Below are 20,617 nucleotides of genomic sequence, written 5' to 3' on the forward strand. Positions count from 1 at the left end.
TCGGGAGTAGTGCAGCGACAAATAATCGCTCCTGCACGAATGTTTCGGTTCGCCCGGACGACTACAAAATGTCACCGACCTGTCCGACGGCCGCCGTATGGTCGACCTCAATATCGAGCAGTCTTTGAGCAGGGGAGCCAGGGGATGTCATGACGAGGTCCTTCAGCGACACTGGCGACGCAGCCGTCGGCAAATTGACTACGAGACCGCTGCGGTCGCGCCGGTTGAGACTGCTGCCCGCGATGATCATGGCATTGCTCGCCGCGGCGGCACTACTGACCATGGCTGTGCCCGCCCGAGCGGATACACCGTCGCTGTACGGCGAGGGCACGTGGTCGGTCAACGGCCGGGTCAGCGCGATCCTTCCGATGGGGGACCGGGTGTACGTCGGCGGCAGCTTTACCGCCGTGGTGGACCCGTCCGGAAACAGCTATCCGGCAAGCAACTTGGCCGTCTACATTCCGTCTCAAGGTGCGTTCGACCTCAGCTGGCAAGCGAGAACGGACGGTCCGGTGCTCGCTCTTGCGGACCAGGGGAACACAATCTACGCCGGTGGCGCCTTCCATCACGTCAACGGCGTTGCGCGCTCCAATCTTGCGGCGGTGTCCGCCACCAACGGTGCGCTCCTCAGCTGGGCCGCGCGAACCAACAACCCCGTCAACGCTTTGCTCAGCGACGGCGACATCTACGTCGGCGGCAACTTCACCAGCCTCGGTGACGCGAACTCGATGTACTCCATCGGCTACCTCGGCCGCGTTGCCCCGACGACCGGCGCTGTGGACACCGGTTGGGTCACACAGCCATCCGCACAGGTTCGAGCGCTCGCGGCGTCGGCTGACGGGTCGGCGATCTTCGTCGGCGGGGACTTCTCCGTTCTGGCCGGCCGGTCGTCCGCCGGTCACCTGGCCAGCGTCGACGCCACCACCGGAGCGTTGCGCTGGGCGGCCACGCCGTACTACGGGATCAACAAGACACGTCCGCCGGCGTACTCTCTCGCGGTCGACGGCAATGCCCTCCTGGTCGGTGCCGGCGGCGCGGGCGGCACGTGCGCCTCGTTGAACACGGCGAGCGGCGCCGTCAACTGGACACTGCACACCAACGGTGATGTGCAGTCGGTTGCGGCCGTGGGCGGGGTGGTCTATTGCGGCGGGCACTTCGACGGGACCACCTCGTTCAACGGCCTGGCTCGATCCAAGCTGGGAGCGGTGGATGAGTCGTCCGGCGCGGTCCTGAGCTTTGCTCCAACGATCAACAGCGCGCTCGGAGTCTTTGCGGTCGCGACCGACGCTGTGTCCGGGGCCGTCTACATCGGGGGCGACTTCACCAAGGTCAGTCTCTCCGGCAGCTGGGGTGTCACGCAGCCGCACCTGCTCATGCTTGTTCCGCCCGCCGGGCGGACGGCGCCCAGCGCACCGCCGACGATGGCGCGCGGCGGGGATGGCGTCGTCCGGCTGTTCTGGCAACAACCGTGGACCAACGGTGGCGCCTCCGTCTATTCGTACCGCATCCTCCGTGGCCTGGCCGGCGGGCCGATGACGAAGGTCGCCTCGACCTCTTCGATGGCCTGGCAAGACACCAACGTCGTGAATGGGACGACCTACCAGTACTCGGTTCAGGCCATCTCCAATGTCGGAGCAAGCGCTCCGTCGCCGGCGGTCCAGGTGACCCCCAATGCGGGGCAGTACCAGGTGCCGACTCAACCGCAGGCGGTGGTCGGAGTCTCCTCTGCCGGTCAGGTGTCATTGTCGTGGTCGCCTCCTGCGGACGACGGTGGCCGGCCTGTGAGCGGTTACCTCGTGCTGCGCGGGAGTTCGTCAGGCAGCGAGACCGTGCTCGCCTCCGTGAACGCGTCCGCGACCACCTACCAGGACACGACCGTCAGCGTGAATCAGACGTACTACTACGAAGTAGTTGCCGTCAACGCGGTCGGGCGGAGCGCGCCCTCCAGCGAGGTGGCGGTGACCGTCACGGCGACGCCACCGGGCAAGCCCGTGGTGACGGCGAAGGCTGCGAGCGGGAGCGTAACTCTCACCTGGCCGGCGCCGTCCTCGGGTGACTATCCGATCACGAAATACACCATCGTGCGCGACAGCGTGCAGTATGCCCATCTCGGGAACGTCCTGACGTATGTCGACACGAACGTGGTGCCCGGAGCGACGTATGTGTACCAGGTCCGCGCGACAAGCGCGGCCGGCAACGGGCCATTGTCGAGTCCAGTGACGGTCACCGTACCCAATCAATGAGATTGCCGCTGTCACTCCAGTTCGCACATCCGCCTCCACGTCTGGGAAGGACAGAACGTTGGCCGAACCAGCAGGGCTGGGTCGCCCGTGGCGACCGCTGCGGATAGCCATGATCGGCCAGAAGGGGCTGCCCGCAACCCATGGCGGGATCGAGCATCACGTCGAGCAGATCGGTCGGCGCCTCGCCGAGCGCGGCCATGATGTCACCGTCTTCAGCCGTCGCGGCTATGCCGGCGATGCTTCAGTGCAGACATACCGGGGGATGCGGGTGCGCACCGTGCCCACCATCCCGACCAAGCGTCTCGACGCGCTCGTGCACAGCGGCATGTCGACGGCGGCAGCGCTCGTAGGTGGCTTCGACGTCTTCCACTACCACGCGATTGGGCCCGGCATTTGCGCGGTTGCTCCCAAGCTGGTGTCACGTGCGCCGATCGTGCTCACCGTCCACGGTCTCGACCATCAGCGCGGCAAGTGGGGCCGCGGGAGCCAGACCCTGCTCAGTGTCGCGCACTGGGTGAGCGGTCACGTCCCCGATGAGACCGTTGTGGTGTCGCAGGACCTCAGAGCCCACTACCTGGCAACGTTCGGGCGCTCGACGACATACATTGCCAATGGGGTGGAACAGCCGGCGCCGCAGTCTCCCGAGGTGGTCGCGCGCAAGTTCGCAGTGGCGCCCGGCGACTATCTGCTGTTCGTGGGCCGACTGGTCCCCGAAAAGGGCGTCGACCTGATGCTGCGCGCCTATCGGGACGTCACCGGCAATCTACCGCTCGTCGTGGTGGGCGACTCTTCGTTCACCGACGACTACATCACCACATTGCGTGAGCTGGCCGGCGAGGACAATCGGGTCCGATTGGTCGGCGGTGTGTATGGCGATGACCTCGCTGCTCTCTACCAGCACGCTCGGGCGTTCATCCAACCATCCAACCTCGAAGGCCTGCCCCTCACGTTGCTCGAGGCGCTCAGCCACCGGCTACCCATCGTTGCGAGCGACATCCCGCCGCACGTCGAGGTGCTGCACGCGTCGGCACCCGGACGGTGGATCTTCCGCAACGGCGATCGTCCGGACTTGACCGCCGCGATGACCGCCGCAACGCTCGTCTCACCCGAAGACCGCCGCGCCGTCGCGATCTTCGCCGATGCGCTGCTGCAGGAGTACGACTGGGAGGACGCCACCAGCGCGCTCGAGCAGCTGTATCTGAATGCTGCGGCCGCGTCCCGGCCGCGTGCGCGGTAATTCCGTCGCCGCACCGCTTCTGTGCCAATACAGGCGATCAGCTCGCCCAAATGATGTCGGCGTGCCAATCGACGGAACTATCACCGCTGAGATGTGTCGACACTGTCCGGAATCTCGCGGTCACCCTATTGAAACCAGCTAAAACCCCGGCGCCGGTATTCATTTATTGCGCGCGGATCGGAATAGTAGCAGAAGTGCTCTCGCCAATGGGCCACGTGACACAGTCAATTCCAGGTCGCCGGCTCATTGGTAGTCAGTGACCACATTGGGGGGTGGCGCAGCCACTCATCGACTGCCGCCGGTCGTCCTGCGTCCGGTGCGCCTGAGGTTCATGACTGGGAGTGCTCAATGAAGAAGGCCTTGATCACGGTCGGGACGGCCTGCGGCATGGTCGCCGCCACCCTCGTCGCGGCGCCTCACGCACAGGCGATGACCGTAAGTCTGGACTACGCACACGCATCATCGACGTTCTGGGGAACCAACGGGCGGGTGACCAGGGCAGTACTCGCGGGGAATGACGTCTACGTCGGGGGCGATTTCGACTACATCGGCCCACAGACCGGGTATGGCGTGACGGTGGATGCCGCGAGTGGCATGAAGGCGTCGACGACTCCGCTCATCAACGGGCCGGTATACGCGTCGGCCCCGGATGGCAGCGGCGGCTGGTTCGTCGGGGGCAACTTCACCTACGTCGGTGGGGTCTACCATCCCTATGTCGCGCACATCACCTCCGCCGGCAAGGTGCTTTCCTGGAACCCCAAGCCCAATGGCCAGGTCAACGCGATTGCGGTCGCCGGCGGAAACGTGGTGCTCGGCGGGACGTTCACGCAGATTCTGAAGAGCGGGACCTCCGTCTCGCGCATCGCTGCCGTGAGCCCCAGCACTGGTGCGGTGATCGCCGGATGGACGGGTGGGGCCAACGGAACCGTCACCGCGCTGCTGCCAAGTTCCAACGGCCTGTACGTGGGTGGCTCGTTCACCCAGGTCGATGGCGCCAACGACGCCGGCCTTGCCCGCATCAATCCGACCACGGGCGCGTTCGACAGCTCTTGGACCGGCGCCGTGCAGGGCACCGTCAACACGATTTCGCTCTCAGCGGATGGCTCCGCCGTTTACGCCGGCGGCGCGTTCGGAACGGCGAGCACGGCCAACACATCCAGTGCGCGCGGCAACCTCGCCGCCTTCGCGAGCGCCACCGGCGTCCTCATGCCGTGGGCTCCCGCGGCGAACGGCACGGTCAAGGCACTGGCAGTCGACCCGACTTCCGGCACCGTCTATGCCGGCGGGACATTTCAATCGGTCTCAGGTACTTTACGCAGCGATCTCGCCGGCATCGACACCACCGGCGCTGTCACTGCCTTCAATGCGGCCCTGACCGGTTGCCACATCGCGCATTACCTCAACTACCGGCACACCGATGTCCCGTGCAGCCCGGAGGTCGATTCGCTGAGTGTGTCGGATGGCAACCTGTATGTCGGCGGCCTGTTCGGTTACAGCGGCACGATCCAACGGCACAATGCAGTGGCTTTCCCGCTCGGCACCTCCGTGCCATCCAGCTGGAATCCGGTCGCCTCCGACAAGGTTCTGACGCTGTCGCAATCCGGCAGCAACACGTTCGTCGGTGGCAACTTGACGAGTGTGAACGGCTTGGTGCGCTCCGGCATCGCCGCAATGAACGCGACGACCGGCGTCGCTGATCCAGCGGTCCAAGCCGACACCAACAACCTGGTGGAGGCGCTGGTGGCGTCGGCGGATGGGAGCCGCGTGTACGCCGCCGGTAGTTTCACGACGGTCGGGGGGCTGCCGCGTACATCGCTGGCCGCCGTCAATACCTCGACCGGCACCGTGGACCCGAATTTCGTCGCCAACACCAACGGCCAAACCTACGCCCTCGCTCTTGCCGGCGACGCTCTGTATGCCGGTGGCCAGTTCAAGAAGGTCAACGGTGTGACTCGGCTGAACATGGTCAAGGTCGACGCTGCGTCCGGCACGGTCGACCCCAACTTCACCGCCGACACGACCGGGCCGACCGGAGCCGATTACCGCAACGGCATGGTCGAAGGTCTGGCCGTCACCTCGGACGGCAGCAAGGTTTTCATGGCCGGCGCCTTCACTACCTTGAACTCGGCCTTCATCAATGGCGGCCTGGCGGTCGTCAACGGGACGACGGCAGCGATGCTACCCAACCAGCTTGGCGGTGTTCGTCCGCAGTGCAACTCGAGCATCGGCAGGTTCGTCACCTTCCTGGTGCTCTCCAGCGACAACCAACGGCTGTACGGCGGAGACGAGTGCCCGGACGATATCTACGAGTGGAACGCTTCGACGCTGTCGACCTCCAAAAATCCGACCGGTCTCAATTGGTGGACCTGGTGTGACGGCGGCATGCAAGGCGGTGCCGAGGCGAACGGACGTTTCTACTACGCCACGCACGGAAAGGTCTGCTGGACATCCCCGACCAACCAGACCCGTCAGACGCGGACCCGGTACGCCGTGTTCGACTCCGCGACCGGCGCTCTCCAATCGGATGCGCCGAGTATTGGGTCCCCGATGGGTGTCTTTGCCGTGCTTCCTCTGCCGCAAGGACTGCTGATGGGTGGCGACTTCACGTACATCCAGTCGCGCCAGACCGTCAATCAGGGTCTCGCACTGATCCCCAACACACCATGACATCGACCTCGAGGAGGACTGCCAACATCCGCCGCGCCGTTCCGCGGAAGGGACGTCAGCTCGTGAGCTGGCGCCCCTCGCGGCCCGGGCAGGTGTCCCTCGAGATCACCTCGCTGGTGGCTCCCTTTCGTTATGACGTGATCGTTCGCGCACAGTTCTTTGATTTCCTCAGCAGCCGTCAGGGTGACTCTGACGATCGCTTGGTGCGATGTGCCGAGGACGAGCCGTACGACACCTGGTTCCGGACGGTCGAGTGCGCCCGGTTCTTTCCCAGGTTGCTTGTGGACGACCGCGCTCGTCGGGAGCGGTTCCGGCGACGAGTTGTCGCCGCTCGAGAGCTGTTGCGCTCCTTCGAGGACAAGGGCTTCGACGCCACCCACCCCATCGGCCTGCTAGCGGGTCGCCGTGATGGCAGCACCGACTCGGGCCTGCCCGACGTCGCCACATACCACCTCGGCGACGGTTGCCATCGCGTCGCCTTGCTCCTCAGAGCGGGCGGCACCCTCGAGCCCAGCATGTATCGCCTTCGACGCTCAAGCGCCCCGAGCATCGATAACACGATTCGACTCGTTCGAACGCTTGACGTCGGTGAGGCGGACTACGCTCGTTTCCTGTCCCCGGCCTTTTCTAGCAAACCTATGCATTCGATCTCCGCCATTCGCCAGGCATTGCTGGCAGATGACCCCGATCGAGTCGGCGAATTTGACCGGATCGTCGCCGCCCACCTGCACTGAGCCAATTCCTTTGCGCGGCAAGCCAATTGAGGACGATCGTTGAGAACGTGCCGCCGGCAACGAGGCGCTCGTGAGTCTCGTCAGCGGGTTGCCAGGGGTTGGACGGGCGCCTAGACTCCTGCGCCGCTGGTGTCTCACGCTTCAGGGGGGTCGTTCGACTCAGCAGGAAAACCGCCCCCGACGAAAGGCAACCGGTGCCGTTCCACATCCCACGTCCCCATGTTCGAGTTCAAGGCGGCGTTGCCGTCCTCGCCTGCGCCGGTGTCCTTGCCGTCGCCTCCTCAGCGAGTGCGCAACCGGCCACCCCGGCCGGCGGGTCGCCCGGTGCCGACGTACCGACCATGGCATCAAGTGTCAGTGCGTCGCCCTCCAATCCTTCGCTCAGCACCTCCTGGCGTCCGACGCGCACAGTTGTGGTCTCCAATGAGTTAGGCCTGCAGGCGGCGATCGCGTCGGCTACTCCTGGGACGCTGATCTCGGTGAAGGCCGGTACGTATTCCGGGCAACTGAGCATCACCCGCAGTGGCACCGCTGCCGCGCCGATCGTGGTTCGGCCCTACGGCAACGGAGCCGTGAATTTCACCGCGAACCTTCCGACGCGCTCGTGCAACGCCAGCGGACCTGATCCGGACCGTACTCTGCGTTTCCGCAAGGGTGCGTCGTTCTGGACCTTCGCCGATGTGACGATCGACGGGGGCGTATATGTCGCGGGACGCAACGTCGACGAGGCGCATGCCTGGTTCAAGAAACAGATCGACAGCCACAACTGGCAGGCCCGTCGGTCCGTTCCGGGTCGCGGGAGCGACAACCCCAAGGCGGCGCCTGGTGCGCTGAGCTACCTCGCCAAGGTCGTCCACGCACCGCTTGCTCCCTCCGATGGGATTGTGTTCTCGCACGACCTCATCACGCGCAAGGGCATGTTCATTGCCATGTCCCGGTACGGCACGATCGATCACACCACCGTCCAGGATGTCGCGTGCGGGTCCGGCCCGGGCATCTGGCTGATCTCCTACAGTGATGGCTGGAAAATAACCAATAACCGGCTCTCCAACATCACGGCGAACAGCTTCAATCACTACATGCAAGAGGCCGTGCGCATCGACGGTGCGTCGAACTACAACACCATCGAGTCGAACGTGGTGACCGGCCTGCCCACCGATGGTCGCGCGTTCACAGATGACCAGGACGCGTCATACAACGACTTTCTCCACAACACCGCGCAGAACGTGTTCGTAGGGTTCAGCGAGGAGATGTCCGGCTGGGGCAACAAGTGGATCGGCAACACGGTCACCGCATACCGTGGCCGCGGCTTCGACTTCGGCGCCAAGGATGCCCAGTTGGGGGCGCCGTCGAAGGACACAACGCCGTTTTACGACACCGTTCAGTGCAATTACGCATCTGGCAGTGGTGACGGGGCATTCATAGCGTCGATCGCCCACTCGTCGTTCTCCAACAACAGTTTCGGCAACGTCTTGGTCCCGAAATTGCTCCGGGCATATTGGGTTGCGCAGGGCAACACCTGGAACGGGCAGGCAGCGCTACCGCCGAGTTCGACGCGGTCGTCGCTCGCCGGCTGCTAGTGACTGCCGGCCATCGGCGCTGGCTGCGCACCTGAGTCGTCCGCTGGAGTGCGTCGGACGGCCGTTCGAGGGCCGGCGTAGCCAAGGTCGGCCAGCAACGAGCGCGAGGTCACCCAGAACAGCCCTCGGGTGAGCGGGTCGAGTTCGCGCTTGTACGCACCGGTGCGTGACCGATAGACATTGGCCGTCGTTTGCTCGGCGTTGCGGCGTTGTTCGAACTGTTCGTGATAATGCGACCCGACATCGTGCGGCTTCTTGTCGAAGTCCAGTAGGCCGGCCTCGATCGGTTCGCCGAGGAAAGCCAGCACCCGGCCCAGCTGCCCCTGCGCGTCGGCGACGAGGTCCTCGTAGTGCACTTCCAGGTAGCGCTCTGCGGGGAGCCGCGTCGCCGATGCGCGGGCGGCACGTACGTATCGTGGCCATTTGGCGGTCGTACGCAATGCCGCCCAGTAGCCGTAGCGTTGTCGGTGTGACACGGCCACATCACGGCCATCGCGGATCATGTGGATGAACTGTGCGTCCGGGAAGATCCGCGCGATGAAGTCCATGTGCAACGCATATCGGGGACTCTTGTCGATCCAGCGGCGTTTACCGTGCGCTGCTGCATAGTCCGCGTGGACGCCCCCGAAGAAGGTGGCGATGCGGTCGAGCCAGTAGTCCTGGCCGAATCCGAACCTGGCGAGCCGGTGCCAGTCCGTGGTGATGATCCGTTCCATGTCCGCGAGAAACAACGTCTCGGGGCCGCAGGCGAGCGCCGAATGCGAGTCGAGCATCAGTCGCAACAAGGTCGTGCCGGATCGCTGGCATCCGACGATGAACACCGGCCGGTCGCGAGCAGCGTGGGGCTGGCTGTCAGTCACTTGGTCTGCGCCTCGGCCTGGGCGGCCGGAGAGCCGGCCCGACGGAAGTGAGTCCGTGCCGCGACCGACCTCGACGAGCGAGTCGGCTCCACCTCGGTGGAACGCTGGGCCGCAAGCATTTCAAGAATCGCGACCACGAGGAAGGTCAGGAACAGCGACGCTCCGAAAACCGGGATGACGATCTTCGCACCAGTGCTGAGCCGGCTCGACGGCTGGGCGGCGCTCACCTGCACGATCGTCTCGGGGGAAGCAGCAGAGAGTTGCGCGCTGGTCTTGCCCAGGTCGGCGCTTGCGGCAGCCAGGCTGGAGCGCGCTGTCTGCTGGGCCGCCTGCAGTGGGCGGTATGCCTCCAGGATCGGGCCGAACTGCTGTACTTGCTTGCTCGCCTTGGAGATTGCGTCGTCCATAGCCGCCGCCTGCACGGACTTTCCCTCGGCGCGCAGCGTTTGCTGGGTCTGCTGCAACGAGTTGTAGCTGCTCAGTGCGGCGGAGTAGGCGGTTGACGGGTCGGCGATGCCGTACTGCTGCGACAGCTTGGTCAGGTTCGCGTTCGCGACGGACAATGCCGTGGTCGCCGCCGTCACCCGCGATTGCGCGAGCTTGACCTGCGGTGCGAACATCTGGTCGAGCGTGGCCGCCGTGATCGCGGCGACATCGCGTGCAGCGGTGGATCGCTCCGGGGAAACGTAGGTCACCTGCATATTGCTGCTCGAGCCCTGCTGGGAGACAGTGACTCCGTTCTGCAGCGTATCCGGCGACGTCTTCAGTCGTGTCGCGGCCGCCTGGAGAGCAGCCGGGCCGCTGGCTGTCTCCGCAAATGCTGCGGCAAACTGTGCGTCGCCTTGCGGGCCGCTGTATTGGCTCCAGGGTGCGCCGACCAAGCTGGAGCCGGAAACCACCGCAGTGGCGGAGTAGGTCGTGGGTTGGAGCAATACGTATGCCACGGCTGCGGCAGTGGCGATCACCGGGATCAAGATGATGACCCAGATCCGTCGGCGCGCCACAGCGAAGTAATCGCGGATCTCCATGCTCTCGTTGTCGTAAGTCGCGTTCGCCGGGCGGCGCATCTCTCGGTTATTCATGGTCAGTTCGCCTCCTGGCGGAAATCAATGCCCACCATGGTGTATAGGGCGTCGTTGTATGGTTTGTAGTAGTCGACGAGCCGGCGCCGCTGTGCCTCCGGAATCGCACCCTTACTGTTGCCTGCGTTCTGTGCGTCCAAGTCCGTCGGGCTGAAGTCAGGCAGGTCGAGGAAGTGCCAGACACGCTCCAGAGTCGTGTGAGGGTCGGCAAACATGTCCTCGCTCTTGAGGACAAGCACACGCTCGCGCGGAAAGTGCTCGTAGAGCTCGCGCAGCTGGTCTGCGTAGTGGCCGCGCTCGAGGTAGGCGTGGTGGCGGTACTCCCAGCCCTCGTACCCGGGGTCGCGAGCCAGCTTCTCGCGTTCCCCGGCAATCCGGCTGGGCTCCAACTCGAGCGCACGGGCGAATGATTCGGTCTCGCGGCCGTGCTGGCTCTCGTAGCGGTAGTGTGACCAAGCGCGCTCCACCGGGTCACGCAGCACCGCGATGAGCTTCACGTCCGGTAGCGCCTTGGCGATCCGCCGAGGCGCCTCGGGGTGAAACATGTAGTAGGGGCTGGCTTCGCCGGTGATCCGCCACCGAGCCGCTGGACGCGGAAAGCGAGCGGCGTACCACCCTTCTCCTCGCGGGTAGTTGGTGTCGAAGTAGTGGCTCCCCTTCTCGGCTCGACACGGCGCGACCTCGGGGTGCTGAGCGATCCAGTTCGCGAGCGAAGTGGATCCGCCCCGCTTGGTCCCCACGACGAGGTAGCCCGGGCGCATGCGTGCGCCCGGGCTCGGTCGTCGGTAGAGCGGCGCTGTCGCATAGACAAGACGCTGTCGCACTCGCATCATTTCGTTCGTCTCCTGCCCGATCCCGCCATGCCCCTGATCGCACGTGCACAACTGACACGATATGGGCGGTTCCCTGGGATCCGGCCGTCCATATGGACTAATGGGCGAAACCCTCCTGGCTTGCAATAAAGGCCGATAATCACCGGCCAAACTCGTAGGGTTTTGCTCGGATAGGCCAGCGGATCGACGGCGTGAATGGTGGCCCTAAAACCCGCTTGGTAAGGCAGCAGTGCCGGTGGATATGGCCACGCAGTGGCATTCACCGGCGCACGATCTTGGGGAGGGGCCATGCGCACTCCACGCAGGCTGCTCGTCGTCGCAGTCATTGCGCTCGGCGCGACCGGCTGCACGGCGGAAGGAGCGGGTACCGCGGACGGGTCCAACCCGGCCGCGTCGACGAGCACGTCGAGCCTGACCACGACGCATGGTGCAGCACCGGCTTCGCCATCCTCGACGAACACTGCGCAGAGTCATCTGGCGGAGACGCTCTACGCACTGTCGAGTCAATTGGGCGACACGAAGCAACAGACGGCTGCCGCGCTCCGCGCGAAGGCGGCTGCTGCCAAATACGTGAATGCGATCCGTGGCGATGTGACCGCGGCGCGGACCGCCGCCTACGGGACCGCGCCGCGATCGTGCCCAGACGTTTTTGCGGCCCGCGATCGCATCGTTGGCGCGGCGTCGGCCGAGGCGGGCGCCGCGGCGAATGCGCGCAAGCTGAACGCGGTGGCAGCGAACGCTGTAGCCGCCTTGCGCACCAAAGCCTCAGCGGTCAGCTCGGCTGCAGCCGCCAAGGGCGTCCCGTCCGTACATCGCACCGACGCAATCGCCGCGGCGAACAGTGCGCGCGACGAAGCTACGCAGGCCGGGGGAAGTGTCGCTCTCGTCACCAAGGACTTGAACAGCGCCGACGCACAGGTCGCTCGATTGCAGGGACAGGTCGCCGCCATCGCGTGGAGGGCGTGCTGACTACTCCGAGCGGTTCGGCCGCGCGCTGACCGCGTGCCTGGGGGCGCCGTGACGCAGGCCGCTGCCCAGCAGCGCACGGTCGTCTGCTCCGATCCCCACCATCATGAGGACCCCCCCGAATACCGCGACCACGGTGAGGCACCCCAGGACCACGGTCGGCAGCCAGCCGTCGATCGTGAGCCTCACGACCACCGCAGCACCGGCTGCGGCAGTTGCGGCGATAGCCGTCCGGATCAACTCGGCCCCGGTGCTACGTACGTGGACCGTCCATCGCACTTGCAGCGCCTGAACGACGTTGACGACCGTGAGTGACACGCACCAGGCGATCGCCGCACCGAGGATCCCGTGGCGGGGGATGAGCCAGAGGTTGAGTCCGACGTTGAGAGCAAGCACTGCTGCACCGTCGGCGAGGCTGAGTCTGACGTGGCCGGACATGTTCAGCACCGCGCCCGCAGGTCCCACCACCGCGCTGACCAGCTGGCCGATGGCCAACAGGATGGTCACCGTCGCGACATCGCGATAGCCGGAGCCGAAGATGTTCAGCAGGTCGGCCGGGAAAATGAGCAGTGCGACAAAGGCCGGCATCGACAGGCGCACGATCCAACGGGTCGCCGCGCCGTAGGCGCGCGCCGCCTCGTCGCGGTTGCCGACGTGGAACAGGTGGGCCAAATGGGGCGTGAATGCATTCGTGATCGGCATCATCACGAAGATCGCGACGACGACCAGCCGGCTGGCGACCGTGTAAGCACCGACATCGCGCTGCGTCGCAAGGCGACCGAGGAGCAACGTGTCCGCCCAGACCAGACCCGTGGTCGCGAGCGTTGAACCCCAACTGATCATGGAGAACGCGAAGAGCGGGCGCAGTACGTACCGACGGGGTTGTCTGGCAACGGTACGCAGCCGTCGCGACAATGCGACGGCGCTCAGCACCGCACCTACCCAGGTAGCGATCACCAACGCCCACACCGCTGAGACCAAGCCGCCACCCAGGAGCAGCAGGACGACGGTGAGGATCAGGCGAAGGCCGGGGTCGGCGATCGACCCCACCACCGCGTAGGCCCGTTGGCTGCGCCATCCCTGCGTGGCGGACAGCGCGGCGGATTCGAAAGTGCTCGCCGGAAGGGCCAGCGCCACCAAGAGCAGCGGCACTCGAAGCGCGTCGTCGTGAAACGCGAGGGCCAGATCGCCCGCGATCATCGCGAGCACCACCGCGATCACGACCGCGCCGGCGACCGTGAACATGAGCCCGAAGAAGATCGTCCCGCGGACCGCGCCCGCATCGTCGTCAGCGAGGTGTATGGCGACAAACCGCGTCATCGCTGCTCGGAACCCGGCCAGCGAGACCAGGCTGAGCAGGGTCAACACGGCGTAGCACTCGGCGTATCCGCCGACCGTCGACTTGCTCGTCCGGGTGGCAAGCAGCGCCATGATGAGGAAGAGCGACCCCTGGCTGCAAACGGCGCCGATGAGGTTGATGCCGCTGCCGCGCGCCATGCCGGCGACGCTGCCGTGGTCCGAGGGCTTCACGCGGGACGGTTCCGACTGCTTTGCCGGGGAGGAACCCGTCATACAGAATCGTCCAGCGGAACGTCGATCGGGCGGGTCGCCGCGACCGCACCCGAGGGCGCATCCTTACGTTCGAGGTTGGCTCGCGCGATGAACGCGGCGACAGCGGCGAACGCGAGCACGTACCAGAGGTTGACGACGTTCGTGATGACGTTGTCCGCAAGGCTCTCGATGGCGAAGGCGACCATGCACGCCCACGCGCCCGCGCCCACTGCATGGTCTCGGGTACCTCGCAGCGTTCGTCGAACGGCCCGCCACGTGACCACGAGCAGGCTGATCACTGCACCGAGATAGGCGATGAACCCAACCAGACCTGTCTCGACATACGCCCGTAGGTAGTCGTTGTGCGGCTGCTTGGCCGTCGAGGTCTCGTACTGGGTCGAGCTCAGCCCGATTCCGGTGATCGGGTTCGAGTTCGCCAGCGGGAGGATCTCCTCCCAATAGTTGAGTCGCCACGCCAGGCTGTTGCCGGTCGGCGCGCCGCCGATCTGGTTCGCTGAGCCGGTGTCGTGCAGCCGCCCCGAAAGGCCGGGCGCTGCGGCAAGGGCGATGATGCCGGCAACGACGAGAGAGAGGAGGAGAGCTTTGCGTCGTTGCAGAACACCGACCAGCACTACCCCGATGATCGTGCCGATCATCGCGCCGAGGGTGAGGGTCAGGACCAGGAACACCGCGGCGACGCCGAGGATGCAGGAGAAGAGGATGCGGCGGCGGCGCGACAGACAGGGCAGCAGCGCGACCCCCACCACGATCATGAAGCCGAGGAACCGGCCGTAGTCGTTCGTCTCGCTGAACGTCCCGACGATCCGGGTGAAACCCGCCTTGACCTGCGCGCCGGCTCGGCCCGTCGCCAGGCCGTACGCGGTGTAGAGCAGCGGGATCACCAGAGAGGCGAAGCAGGCCGAGAGCGCCAGCCGCATCGTGCGCCGGTCGACGATGAGCTGCTCGAGGACCACGAACATGACGATGCCGGTCATGATCCGGAGCGACTGCAGCAGGCTCGCTTCAACGTGCTGAGAGGTGACGATGCTCAGCGCGCCGGCGAGATAGAACGCAAGTAGCCACTTGGTCAGCACGGACATCGGCCGTAGGCCGCCACCGTATGCGCGGCCGGCCATCCACAGGAACGAGGCAAGCAGGAACAACACACCGAGGATGCTCGACGCGTTGGCTCCGAGGTTGCCGACCGTGTTGCCTGCCGTCGTTCCGGCGCCGCTGCGGCTGACCTGGAGCACATCGATGCTGGAGCGGATCGTCAGCAGCACCAACACGAACCAGAGGAAACGCGTGGCCGCGAGCGTGACAAGTGCCAGCCCCACGAATACGCCCACAGCCAGCACCGCGAAGCGCTTGTTGCCGGCGGCGGCGCCGTAGCCCGCGACCAGCGAGAGCACGACCGCAAGTGCGCCCAGCACAATTACGCCAGCCCGGTTGGCCGGAGAGTTCTCCGGCGGACGCGTTATCGCGTCACTGAATTTTGTGATCGACAAGGTTCGTCCCCTGGTGTGGTCGTGTCATCACCGTCGTTGGAGGCGGCCGGTGGCGCCTTGGGAATGGATGGCCTGCTCATTGCGTGACCCGTGTCCTCGTGCCAACAGGGTCGACCTTGCGAAGACGCGGAACCAACGCCGGGAACCCGTAATGGCGTCGCATCCCCATCCACAGCGCCGGCGCGATCAGTAGCGCAGCCATGAGAATCATGATGGTGATCAGGTTGTCGACTTCGAAGGTCTTGAGCGCGGACGCGAGCAGCACGAACGCGAGAGCCCTTCGAACGAGTCCGCTCGGCAACCGCGACGACAGATGCGCACCGACATATGTCCCTGGTAGGCCACCCACGATCAGTGGCAAGGTCACCGCCAAGGCGAAGTTGCCGAAGATGATGTGGCCCAGGGCCGCAGAAGCAACCAGGGGAACGGATTGGACGAGGTCGGTGCCTACGAGCTCATTTGCCCGCAGTCCCGGATAGAGCAGCATGAGCGCGATGATCATGAGTGAACCGGAGCCGACGGACGTCATACCGACAACTACTCCGCCGAGTGCTCCGACCAGGACTGTCTCGCGAGGCCGAATGCGGATGCGCGGCTGGCCCACCGGGAGAGGCTTGGCTGCACCGTTCCGTGCGCGCGCTCGTTCCAAGAGCCGCAAGTAGGCCCTGACGATCAGACCCACCGCGGCCACGAGCAGGGCACATGCCAGCGCCAGCTGGACAACATGCTCCACATGGGAACCATGACCCAAGGCACGGGCGAGGAGTACGCCGGCGAACCCTGCGGGTACGGAGCCCACGCACAGCCACCCGACGAGCTGGAGGTTGACGGTGCCTCGGCGGAGATGGACCCAGGAGCCGACGGGCTTCATGACCGCACTCGAAACCAGATCGCTGGACACGGCGGCCAAGGGCGGGACGTTGAAGAAGAGCACCAACATCGGTGTCATGAGTGCGCCGCCGCCCATGCCGGTCAGTCCGACGACGATGCCGATCCCGAACGACGCGGCCGTGAGCGCCCAGTTCATGGCCGGCCCAGGTCCACTCGCTGGATGGCGTGCTGCAGACGTTCGAAAACTCGCACACGGCAGATGATCAGATCCGGGAGCCAGGGACTGCTCTGGTTGTATTTCAGTTCCGAGCCGTCCAGCCGGCTTGTCTGCAGCCCCGCAGCTCGCGCGACTGCGACGGGCGCAGCGGAGTCCCACTCGTACTGTCCGCCGGCGTGCACATATGCGTCCGTCTCCCCACTGACGACCGACATTGCCTTGACCCCTGCCGATCCCATTGGGACCAGTTCGGCGTCCAGTTCTTCGGCGAGTCGGCTGACGAAGGCAGGGGGTCGCGATCGGGACACTGCCAGACGGAGCCGGTCGTGCGTCGGAGCCGGCGCGGCTGCCGCCGTCGCGGAGGAGTACACGAGACCCGCGGCAGGGAGCGCCACCGATCCGGCAACGAGCTCGCCCTGCTCCCACAACGCAACATGGACGGCCCAGTCGACCCGGCCAGGCTCGGAGTACTCACGGGTGCCATCCAATGGGTCGATGATCCACACCCGGTTCTTGGCGAGTCTTGCCCCATCATCGGAGGCCTCTTCGGAGAGGAGACCGTCGTCGGGGCGCCAAGAACTCAGCGCCGCAGCGAGGAACTGTTGGGAGACTTCGTCGCCGGCGTCCTTCAGCGCCGAGCCGACCAGCCCCTGGCCACGCAACGCGACAAGACGTTGCCCCGCCTCGACGGCGAGGTGGCTTGCCAGCTCGGCGTCACACAGGGTCGCCACGTCGCGAGTCATCATGCCGCGCAGCGTATGGCAGGCCCGGGTCGTCCTCCCGCTATCTTTCGGGCGGTCGATCAGCGGGAAATTTCAGCAACCTCCTGGAGTCCAGCAGTCCGAACACACGGGCCACGGCCTCATCGATGCTGATCGTGGACGTATCCACGACGAGATCGGCATCGGCAGGTTGCTCGTAGGGTGCGCTGATGCCGGTGAAGTCGGGAATCAGACCGGCTCGGGCCTTCGCATACAGGCCTTTGCGATCGCGCTGCTCGCAGACCGTGACCGGAGTGGCTACGTGGATGAGAAGGAAATGGCCACCCTGCTCTTCAACGTCATCTCGCACCTGTCGTCGTGTCGATGCGTATGGCGCGATGGGACTGCAGATGGCGACGCCGCGATGGTGGGCGATTGTGGCTGCCACCCAGCCGATCCGGCGGATGTTGGTCTCCCGGTCCGCACGGGAGAAGCCCAGGCCGGCTGAGAGGTTCCGGCGTACGACGTCCCCGTCCAGCAGGGAGACCGAACGGTCGTACTGTTCGAGCATCACATTGCGGACGGCGCGAGCGATCGTCGATTTGCCGGAACCGGAGAGACCGGTGAAGAACAGCACCAGACCGTCCCGGGTCGAGGCGGGTGTGTCGGGCGATGGGAGCCGGACATATTCGGGTGCGTAGCTGCGTAGGGCCAGGGAGTGGAGGTCGGACTTCGCACTCAGCCGGGCGGCATCGAGAGGCACGGCTACCGCGGACACATCCGGACGCGCGTTCGCGACTCGGTGTATCGAGCGCAGTAGTCGAAGGGTGGCGGCGTTCGGCGCGGTGGATGGACCGGTCAAGGCCATCAGGATGACTTGGGTGTCAGCGGCAAGCTCGTCGAGGTCGCGCTCCGTCACCGGACGGTTCACCAGAAGCGCTTGTGCTCCGTTGTCGACAGCCGCTCGTACCTCGTCCGGCGGGCGGTAGAGCGTCTCGAACGGACGGTCCGACAGCCTGCCCAACCACTGCGGTGTGTCCCGCATGACGAGGCGGCCGTCGCCCTTGTCGACGGCGAGTCTGATCAGCGGCACGCCCTCCGGATCGACCAGTTCAACGGCGCCCGCCGTCACGTGGCGCGGTGGAGCCGCCAGCTCCACCGGGCGCTCCGGCGTCGGCCGTATGGCGCCGGTCCGCACCAGCTCGAGCAGGTCCAGGTCGCCCGGCCTGGGACAGATTTGCGGCATATCGGACATAGCGACATCGTGCCAAACGAACGCGGAGACGGAATAAATCGACGGGTATTGCGCGGGCCGACCTACTCTCCCACAACAAATTAGAACCCACTTATAGGGAAGGGCCGGTCACATGCCGACGCATGCCGATTACCGGTTGACACATCTTGATCAGCTCGAAGCGGAGTCAATTCACGTCTTCCGGGAGGTTGCCGCCGAGTTCGAACGGCCGGTGCTCATGTGCTCCGGCGGCAAGGACTCGATCGTCATGCTGCGCCTGGCGGAGAAGGCGTTTCACCCGGCGAAGTTGCCGTTCCCGGTGCTGCAGGTGGACACGGGCTTCGACTTCCCGGAAGTGCTCCTCGCCCGCGACAACTGGGTCAGCCGGCTCGGTGCGCGGCTGGTGGTGGCCTCGGTGGACGAGGCGATACGCACCGGGGTCGTGGTGGACGACGGCAAGACCAGCCGAAATCGATTGCAGATCGGCACCTTGCTGCACGCGATTGAGGAGCACGGCTTCACCGCAGCATTCGGCGGCGGCCGACGCGACGAGGAGAAGGCCCGGGCGAAAGAACGGATCTACTCCCACCGGGACGAGTTCGGTCAGTGGGACCCGAAGAATCAGCGCCCGGAGCTGTGGTCGCTCTACAACGCCCGGCTCCGTCCTGGCGAACACATGCGGGTCTTCCCGCTGTCGAACTGGACTGAGCTCGACATTTGGCACTACATCGCGCGAGAGCAGATAGAGATCCCGTCGATCTATTTCGCGCACGACCGCAAGGTGATCGCCCGAGACGGGATGCTGCTCTCCGCATCGGATGTGGTGCAGCCACGAAACGGCGAGGTGGTCGAGGAGCGCCGGGTCCGCTTCCGGACGGTCGGCGACATGTCGCTGACCGGTTGCGTCGAGTCGGATGCCGACACGGTCGAGAAGATCGTCGAGGAAATCGCCGTCGCCCGGGTCACGGAGCGAGGTGCGACACGAGGGGACGACCGGTTCTCCGAGGCCGCGATGGAGGATCGGAAGAAGGAGGGCTATTTCTGATGGCGCGCGTGGGAAACGACATGGATCTGCTGCGGTTCGCGACTGCCGGCTCGGTCGACGACGGTAAGTCAACGCTGGTCGGACGCCTGCTGATGGAGTCGAAGTCGATCTTCGAGGATCAGCTCGCCGCCGTGGAGGCGACCAGCCAGGCGAAGGGCTACGGCTACACCGACCTCGCGCTGCTGACGGACGGCCTCCGGTCCGAGCGAGAGCAGGGCATCACCATCGATGTCGCGTACCGGTACTTCGCGACGCCGCGGCGGAAGTTCATCATCGCCGACACCCCGGGACACGTGCAGTACACGCGGAACATGGTGACCGGCGCTTCGACGGCCGACCTCGGCCTCGTACTCGTCGATGCACGACACGGGCTGACCGAGCAGTCCCGGCGGCACGCCGTTCTGTTGTCCTTGCTTCGAGTCCCGCATCTGATCCTCGCGGTCAACAAGATGGATCTGGTCGGTTACGACCGGGAGACCTTCGACAGGATCGAGGCGGAGTTCACGGTGTTCGCCTCCAAGCTGAACATCCCGGATCTGCAGGTGATCCCACTGTCGGCGCTGAAGGGCGAGAACATCGTCGCCCGATCCGAGCGGATGGCTTGGTATGAAGGGCCGTCCCTGTTGCACCACCTCGAGCACGTGCACATCGCGTCGGACCGTGACCTGCGCGACGTGCGCTACCCGGTGCAGTACGTCATACGACCGAAATCGGACTCCTATCACGACTATCGCGGGTATGCCGGCCAGATCGCCGCGGGCGTGCTGAAGCCCGGCGACGAGGTCACCGTGCTGCCGAGCGGTATGACGTCGACCATCAAGTCCATCGATCTGCATGAGCGCGAGCTCGACGAGGCGTATGCACCGATGTCCGTCGTCGTCCGGCTGGCCGACGACGTCGATGTGTCCCGAGGCGACATGATCTGTCGCAGCGCCAATCTGCCCGATCAGACGCAGGACATCGACGCGATGGTCTGCTGGATGACGAGCAGCCCGCTGCGCGCCCGGCAGAAGCTCGTGATCAAGCACACGACCCGCTCTGCGCGAGCCATTGTGAAGGACGTGCTGTACCGGCTCGACGTCAACAGCCTCCACCGGGATGTCGACGTCGATCATTTGGATCTCAACGAGATCGGCAGGGTGCAGCTGCGCGTCACACAGCCGCTTCTGGTCGATCCCTACGAACGCAACCGGACGACTGGCTCGTTCATCCTCATCGACGAAGCAACGGGGGGCACCGTCGGAGCGGGGATGATCAACGATTGATCGGGCGCCGCGGCGTGCACCATGGTCCTGGTGTTGACCGTCCGGTCGGGTGTCTGTTCAGCT

16 protein-coding genes are annotated in these 20,617 nt (G+C 65.4%); 8 read left to right on the forward strand and 8 right to left on the reverse strand.

The annotated features are described in order from the left end of the window. Positions 1-224: 224 nt before the first annotated feature. From ACN8HC_RS17380 to ACN8HC_RS17400, 5 genes are all read left to right on the forward strand, one after another. Complete coding sequence (locus ACN8HC_RS17380; RefSeq protein ID WP_490076103.1) at positions 225-2,243, forward strand: fibronectin type III domain-containing protein; 2,019 nt, start codon at positions 225-227, stop codon at positions 2,241-2,243. A gap of 58 nt (positions 2,244-2,301) precedes the next feature. Continuing rightward, positions 2,302-3,480 carry a glycosyltransferase family 4 protein gene (locus ACN8HC_RS17385; RefSeq protein WP_490076104.1) on the forward strand — a complete coding sequence of 393 codons (1,179 nt, stop codon included), beginning with the start codon at positions 2,302-2,304 and terminating at the stop codon, positions 3,478-3,480. Between the two features lie 348 nt (positions 3,481-3,828). Then, positions 3,829-6,147, forward strand: coding sequence for an autotransporter outer membrane beta-barrel domain-containing protein (locus ACN8HC_RS17390; protein WP_490076105.1), 2,319 nt, complete (start codon positions 3,829-3,831; stop codon positions 6,145-6,147). Between the two features lie 62 nt (positions 6,148-6,209). Beyond that, entirely contained in the window at positions 6,210-6,881 is a 672-nt protein-coding gene (locus tag ACN8HC_RS17395; protein WP_490076106.1) for a hypothetical protein, read from the forward strand. 341 nt (positions 6,882-7,222) lie between these two features. Continuing rightward, a complete protein-coding gene (locus tag ACN8HC_RS17400; protein ID WP_490076107.1) occupies positions 7,223-8,461 on the forward strand; it encodes a right-handed parallel beta-helix repeat-containing protein in 1,239 nt (412 codons plus the stop codon). Here ACN8HC_RS17400 and ACN8HC_RS17405 read toward each other — a convergent pair. From ACN8HC_RS17405 to ACN8HC_RS17415, 3 genes are read right to left on the reverse strand one after another with little or no spacing between them, the layout of a single operon-like run. Next, on the reverse strand, positions 8,458-9,321 hold the full coding sequence (locus ACN8HC_RS17405; RefSeq protein WP_490076108.1) for a sulfotransferase family protein: 864 nt from the start codon (positions 9,319-9,321) through the stop codon (positions 8,458-8,460). The two genes, ACN8HC_RS17400 and ACN8HC_RS17405, sit on opposite strands and share 4 nt — an antisense overlap. After that, positions 9,318-10,403: a Wzz/FepE/Etk N-terminal domain-containing protein gene (locus ACN8HC_RS17410; RefSeq protein ID WP_490076109.1), complete on the reverse strand. Its 1,086-nt coding sequence runs from the start codon at positions 10,401-10,403 to the stop codon at positions 9,318-9,320. The genes ACN8HC_RS17405 and ACN8HC_RS17410 overlap by 4 nt, the downstream gene beginning before the upstream one ends. Before the next feature lie 2 nt (positions 10,404-10,405). Further along, complete coding sequence (locus ACN8HC_RS17415; RefSeq protein WP_490076110.1) at positions 10,406-11,236, reverse strand: sulfotransferase family protein; 831 nt, start codon at positions 11,234-11,236, stop codon at positions 10,406-10,408. A gap of 288 nt (positions 11,237-11,524) precedes the next feature. On the opposite strand from ACN8HC_RS17415, the gene ACN8HC_RS17420 reads away from it, so the two are divergent. Then, positions 11,525-12,205, forward strand: a complete 681-nt coding sequence (locus tag ACN8HC_RS17420) for a hypothetical protein (protein ID WP_490076111.1) — start codon at positions 11,525-11,527, stop codon at positions 12,203-12,205. Here the strand turns inward: ACN8HC_RS17420 and ACN8HC_RS17425 are convergent, their stop codons facing one another. The 5 genes from ACN8HC_RS17425 to cysC all read right to left on the reverse strand — a co-directional run bounded on the left by ACN8HC_RS17425 (position 12,206) and on the right by cysC (position 18,265). Next, entirely contained in the window at positions 12,206-13,774 is a 1,569-nt protein-coding gene (locus ACN8HC_RS17425; protein ID WP_490076112.1) for an oligosaccharide flippase family protein, read from the reverse strand. After that, on the reverse strand, positions 13,771-15,165 hold the full coding sequence (locus tag ACN8HC_RS17430; RefSeq protein ID WP_490076113.1) for an O-antigen ligase family protein: 1,395 nt from the start codon (positions 15,163-15,165) through the stop codon (positions 13,771-13,773). Before ACN8HC_RS17430 ends, ACN8HC_RS17425 begins: the two co-directional genes overlap by 4 nt. A gap of 172 nt (positions 15,166-15,337) precedes the next feature. Then, positions 15,338-16,288 (reverse strand): sulfite exporter TauE/SafE family protein, encoded by a 951-nt coding sequence (locus tag ACN8HC_RS17435; RefSeq protein ID WP_490076114.1) that lies wholly within the window; start codon positions 16,286-16,288, stop codon positions 15,338-15,340. Beyond that, a complete protein-coding gene (locus ACN8HC_RS17440) occupies positions 16,285-17,055 on the reverse strand; it encodes a 3'(2'),5'-bisphosphate nucleotidase CysQ (RefSeq protein WP_490076115.1) in 771 nt (256 codons plus the stop codon). Before ACN8HC_RS17440 ends, ACN8HC_RS17435 begins: the two co-directional genes overlap by 4 nt. Before the next feature lie 37 nt (positions 17,056-17,092). After that, entirely contained in the window at positions 17,093-18,265 is a 1,173-nt protein-coding gene (gene cysC, locus ACN8HC_RS17445) for an adenylyl-sulfate kinase (RefSeq protein WP_490076116.1), read from the reverse strand. A 112-nt stretch (positions 18,266-18,377) separates the two neighbouring features. On the opposite strand from cysC, the gene cysD reads away from it, so the two are divergent. Both cysD and ACN8HC_RS17455 read left to right on the forward strand, forming a co-directional pair. After that, positions 18,378-19,289, forward strand: a complete 912-nt coding sequence (gene cysD / locus ACN8HC_RS17450; RefSeq protein WP_490076117.1) for a sulfate adenylyltransferase subunit CysD — start codon at positions 18,378-18,380, stop codon at positions 19,287-19,289. Then, positions 19,289-20,554: a sulfate adenylyltransferase subunit 1 gene (locus tag ACN8HC_RS17455; RefSeq protein WP_490076118.1), complete on the forward strand. Its 1,266-nt coding sequence runs from the start codon at positions 19,289-19,291 to the stop codon at positions 20,552-20,554. The genes cysD and ACN8HC_RS17455 overlap by 1 nt, the downstream gene beginning before the upstream one ends. Positions 20,555-20,617: the final 63 nt, after the last annotated feature.

Source organism: Flexivirga sp. YIM B11880 (assembly GCF_058148645.1).

What these genes read in the sequence shown, in the direction of transcription:
- ACN8HC_RS17410 (WP_490076109.1), bottom strand. Translation starts at nt 10,403, where the DNA reads ATGAATAACCGAGAGATGCGCCGCCCGGCGAACGCGACTTACGACAAC.
- ACN8HC_RS17415 (WP_490076110.1), bottom strand. Translation starts at nt 11,236, where the DNA reads ATGATGCGAGTGCGACAGCGTCTTGTCTATGCGACAGCGCCGCTCTAC.
- ACN8HC_RS17440 (WP_490076115.1), bottom strand. Translation starts at nt 17,055, where the DNA reads ATGATGACTCGCGACGTGGCGACCCTGTGTGACGCCGAGCTGGCAAGC.
- cysD (WP_490076117.1), top strand. Translation starts at nt 18,378, where the DNA reads ATGCCGACGCATGCCGATTACCGGTTGACACATCTTGATCAGCTCGAA.
- ACN8HC_RS17435 (WP_490076114.1), bottom strand. Translation starts at nt 16,288, where the DNA reads ATGAACTGGGCGCTCACGGCCGCGTCGTTCGGGATCGGCATCGTCGTC.
- ACN8HC_RS17455 (WP_490076118.1), top strand. Translation starts at nt 19,289, where the DNA reads ATGGCGCGCGTGGGAAACGACATGGATCTGCTGCGGTTCGCGACTGCC.
- ACN8HC_RS17400 (WP_490076107.1), top strand. Translation starts at nt 7,223, where the DNA reads ATGGCATCAAGTGTCAGTGCGTCGCCCTCCAATCCTTCGCTCAGCACC.
- ACN8HC_RS17420 (WP_490076111.1), top strand. Translation starts at nt 11,525, where the DNA reads ATGCGCACTCCACGCAGGCTGCTCGTCGTCGCAGTCATTGCGCTCGGC.
- ACN8HC_RS17390 (WP_490076105.1), top strand. Translation starts at nt 3,829, where the DNA reads ATGAAGAAGGCCTTGATCACGGTCGGGACGGCCTGCGGCATGGTCGCC.
- ACN8HC_RS17425 (WP_490076112.1), bottom strand. Translation starts at nt 13,774, where the DNA reads ATGACGGGTTCCTCCCCGGCAAAGCAGTCGGAACCGTCCCGCGTGAAG.
- cysC (WP_490076116.1), bottom strand. Translation starts at nt 18,265, where the DNA reads ATGTCCGATATGCCGCAAATCTGTCCCAGGCCGGGCGACCTGGACCTG.